Genomic DNA, 3,018 nt, shown 5'->3' with positions numbered 1-3,018 from the left:
GTCCGGGGAAACTCCAAGACCGGCCGCGGCGCGGATCTTGGGCTCGTACAGGCTCTTCCATGCCGCCTTCGGCCACATGAAGGTCTTGTAGTAGAAGCCGGCCGAAAACATCGGCGACGCGATGTCGTTGACCGCACCGACGTCGAAGGACAGCGACGGCCAGCGGTTCTGCGACTGCGCCTCGAGCCCGTCATAAAGCTCCTGCACAGTCGCGCGCACGTTCGGCGTCTTGCGTGCCGCGTCGCGCCTGATTTCGACCAGCGCGTTCGGCTCCTCGGCGCCCGCCGACAGGATGCCGCGCGGACGGTGGTACTTGAACGAACGGCCGACCAGATGGACGCCATTGGCGAGCAGCGCCGAGGCCAGCGTGTCGCCCTCGATGCCGGCATAGGACTGGCCATCGAAGCTGAAACGCGCGGTCTTGGCTTGGCTGAAGCGGCCGGCGCCGGAAATGCGGTACGACGCGCCGCTCATTTGCCAACTCCTGGCAGCTTGGAGGGTTTGGGTTCGCCGGCCTTGTAGGTCATGACGAACCTGTCGGTGACGGTGTCGCGCACGGCGTTGAAGAAACGCGCGCAGCCATGCATGTGCCGCCACCGCTCATAGATGATGCCCTTGGGGTTGGAGCGGATGAAGAAGAACTTTTCGAAATCGTCGTCGCTCTCGCCGGCCATATTGGCCGAGCGCGCGATATGCGCCTCGCCGGCGTTGCGGAACTCGAGTTCCGGACGCTCTTCCTCGCAATAGGGGCAGCGGATGAGAAGCATTTGTTCGTTCCTACAATTCGCCGTGGCCGACGCGGGCGCCCGCCGGTTGATCGCAAAGCTTCTGTCCCAGGGTCGCGAACGGCGCGACGAGCCGGATGCGTTCCTCCACGCTTGCAGCGGGACGAAACAGATCGCGCGACGCCATGTTGCCGAGAGTGAGTTGCATCGGATCGGTGGTGACGATGACTTGACGCGGCTGGAATGTCTCGTCTTCGTCAAGCCCTTCGGGACGTCCCTCGAAGAACATCACCACCCGCTGGCCGCCGCTCCAGACGCAGGCCAGCGTGCCGTCGTCGACCGAAAACGGCCAGACGGTCTCGTTGCCGGTGCGGCTGATCGGCTGCGTGCCCACTTCGTCAGCCGACGGAAAATGGAACATGCCCCGTTCCCCCGCCAGCACGTGTTCCCCCGCCAGAATCAGCGGCATCGCGACAGCCATCCCAGCCATCATCAGTGCGCCACCGCCGCCGCCGCCGCCTCGTCGATGAGCCGGCCGGTGCGGAAGCGCTCGATGGTGAAGGGCGCATTGATCGGATGCGGATCGTCTTTGGCGATGGTGTGGGCAAAGACATGGCCCGAGCCCGGCGTCGCCTTGAAGCCGCCCGTGCCCCAGCCACAATTGACATAAAGCCCGGGCACCGGCGTCTTGGCCAGGATCGGCGAGCGGTCGGGCGTGACGTCGACGATGCCGCCCCACGAGCGCAGCATCTTCATGCGCGTGAAGATCGGGAACATCTCGCAGATGGCGTCCAGCGTGTGCTGCAATATGTGCAGGCCGCCGGTCTGCGAATAGGAGACATACTGGTCGGTGCCGGCGCCGATCACCAGCTCGCCCTTGTCGGACTGCGAGATATAGGCGTGCACCGTGTTCGACATGACCACGCAGGGCACCACCGGCTTGACCGGTTCCGACACCAGCGCCTGCAATGGATAACTCTCCAGCGGCATGCGCACGCCGGCCATGTTCATGATCACTGAGGAATGGCCGGCGGCAACGACGCCGACCTTCTTGGCACCGATGAAGCCGCGCGTCGTGTCGACGCCCAAAACCGCGCCATTGGCCGCCCGCTTGACCCCGGTGACCTCGCAATTCTGAATGATATGGACGCCGCGCGCCGAGGCGCCGCGCGCATAGCCCCAGGCAACCGCATCGTGGCGCGCCGTGCCGCCGCGCCGCTGCAGCGCCGCACCGACCACCGGATAGCGCGCATCCCTGGAGGTGTTGAGCGGCGGGCAGAATTCCTTCGCCTGCTCCGGCGTCAGCCACTCATTGTCGATACCGTTCAGCCGGTTGGCGTGCACGTGGCGCTTCAGCACCTGCACGTCGTGCACATTGTGCGCGAGCATCATGACGCCGCGCGCCGAATACATGACGTTGTAGTTGAGCTCCTGGCTCAGCCCATCCCACAGCTTCAGTGCATGGTCGTAGATGCCGGCGCTCTCGTCATAGAGATAGTTGGAGCGGATGATGGTGGTGTTGCGGCCTGTGTTGCCGCCGCCGAGCCAGCCCCTTTCCAGCACCGCGACATTGGTGATGCCGTGAACCGTGGCGAGGTAATAGGCGGTGGCCAGGCCATGGCCGCCGGCGCCGACGATGATGACGTCGTATTCTTTCCTGGGCTCAGGCGAGGACCACTGTTCTTCCCAGCCCTTGTGGCCGCGCATGGCTTCACGGGCGATGGCGAATACCGAATATTTCTTCAACGTCCCAACCTCGCCCCAAAAAGGCTTCGCGAATGGCGGCCGGCGTTCAGTCGGTCCCGGCGCGCGAGGTGTATCACTAGCGAAACAGCGCTTCCACCCTTGCGCTGTTTGCGACGGCGCTTGCCGTTTTGCGCCGTGGTGAAAAAGACGCATCCGGCGCGTCGGCGCTTTCCAGCATCTTGGCGGGTATCGGGTGGCTCGCCTGGCCTCGATCTGCGACCAAGCATCCCAACTGCCGGTCAAGCCGGCGCGAAGAAAAGGATGCAAAAATGTTCGCACTCGCAAACAAGATCGCCATCGTCACCGGCGCCAGTTCCGGCATCGGCCGCGCCACGGCAAAACTCTTCGCGGAGGAAGGCGCCAAGGTCATCGTCGCCGCCCGCCGCCAGGCCGAGCTCGACGCGCTTGTCGCCGAAATCGCGGATGCCGATGGCATCGCCATCGCGCTTGCCGGCGATGTCCGCGACGAAGCCTACGCAAAGGCCCTTGTCGATCTGGCGGTCGAAAAATTCGGCGGGCTCGACATCGCCTTCAACAATGCCGGCGC

General features: G+C 64.6%; 5 protein-coding genes. 1 reads left to right on the top strand and 4 read right to left on the bottom strand.

The window, feature by feature from the left end; all coding sequences use genetic code 11:
* The 4 genes from EN994_RS24755 to EN994_RS24740 all read right to left on the bottom strand — a co-directional run.
* On the bottom strand, positions 1-474 hold a 474-nt coding region (locus tag EN994_RS24755), incomplete at its 3' end, for a 2Fe-2S iron-sulfur cluster-binding protein (protein WP_206530491.1).
* Complete coding sequence (locus EN994_RS24750) at positions 471-767, bottom strand: sarcosine oxidase subunit delta (protein WP_013529658.1); 297 nt, start codon at positions 765-767, stop codon at positions 471-473. The genes EN994_RS24750 and EN994_RS24755, both read right to left, overlap by 4 nt.
* 10 nt (positions 768-777) lie before the next feature.
* Positions 778-1,218, bottom strand: coding sequence for a hypothetical protein (locus EN994_RS24745; RefSeq protein WP_127307876.1), 441 nt, complete (start codon positions 1,216-1,218; stop codon positions 778-780).
* Positions 1,218-2,471, bottom strand: coding sequence for a sarcosine oxidase subunit beta (locus tag EN994_RS24740; RefSeq protein ID WP_063168974.1), 1,254 nt, complete (start codon positions 2,469-2,471; stop codon positions 1,218-1,220). Before EN994_RS24740 ends, EN994_RS24745 begins: the two co-directional genes overlap by 1 nt.
* Before the next feature lie 269 nt (positions 2,472-2,740).
* On the opposite strand from EN994_RS24740, the gene EN994_RS24735 reads away from it, so the two are divergent.
* Positions 2,741-3,018, top strand: a 278-nt coding sequence (locus tag EN994_RS24735; protein WP_127307875.1) for an SDR family NAD(P)-dependent oxidoreductase, incomplete at its 3' end; no start/stop codon positions are given.

Source organism: Mesorhizobium sp. M7A.F.Ca.CA.002.09.1.1 (assembly GCF_003998555.1).
Classification (GTDB): domain Bacteria; phylum Pseudomonadota; class Alphaproteobacteria; order Rhizobiales; family Rhizobiaceae; genus Mesorhizobium; species Mesorhizobium ciceri.
The sequence above is the reverse complement of the archived record's forward strand: the minus strand, read 5'-3'. Positions and strand labels throughout refer to the sequence as shown.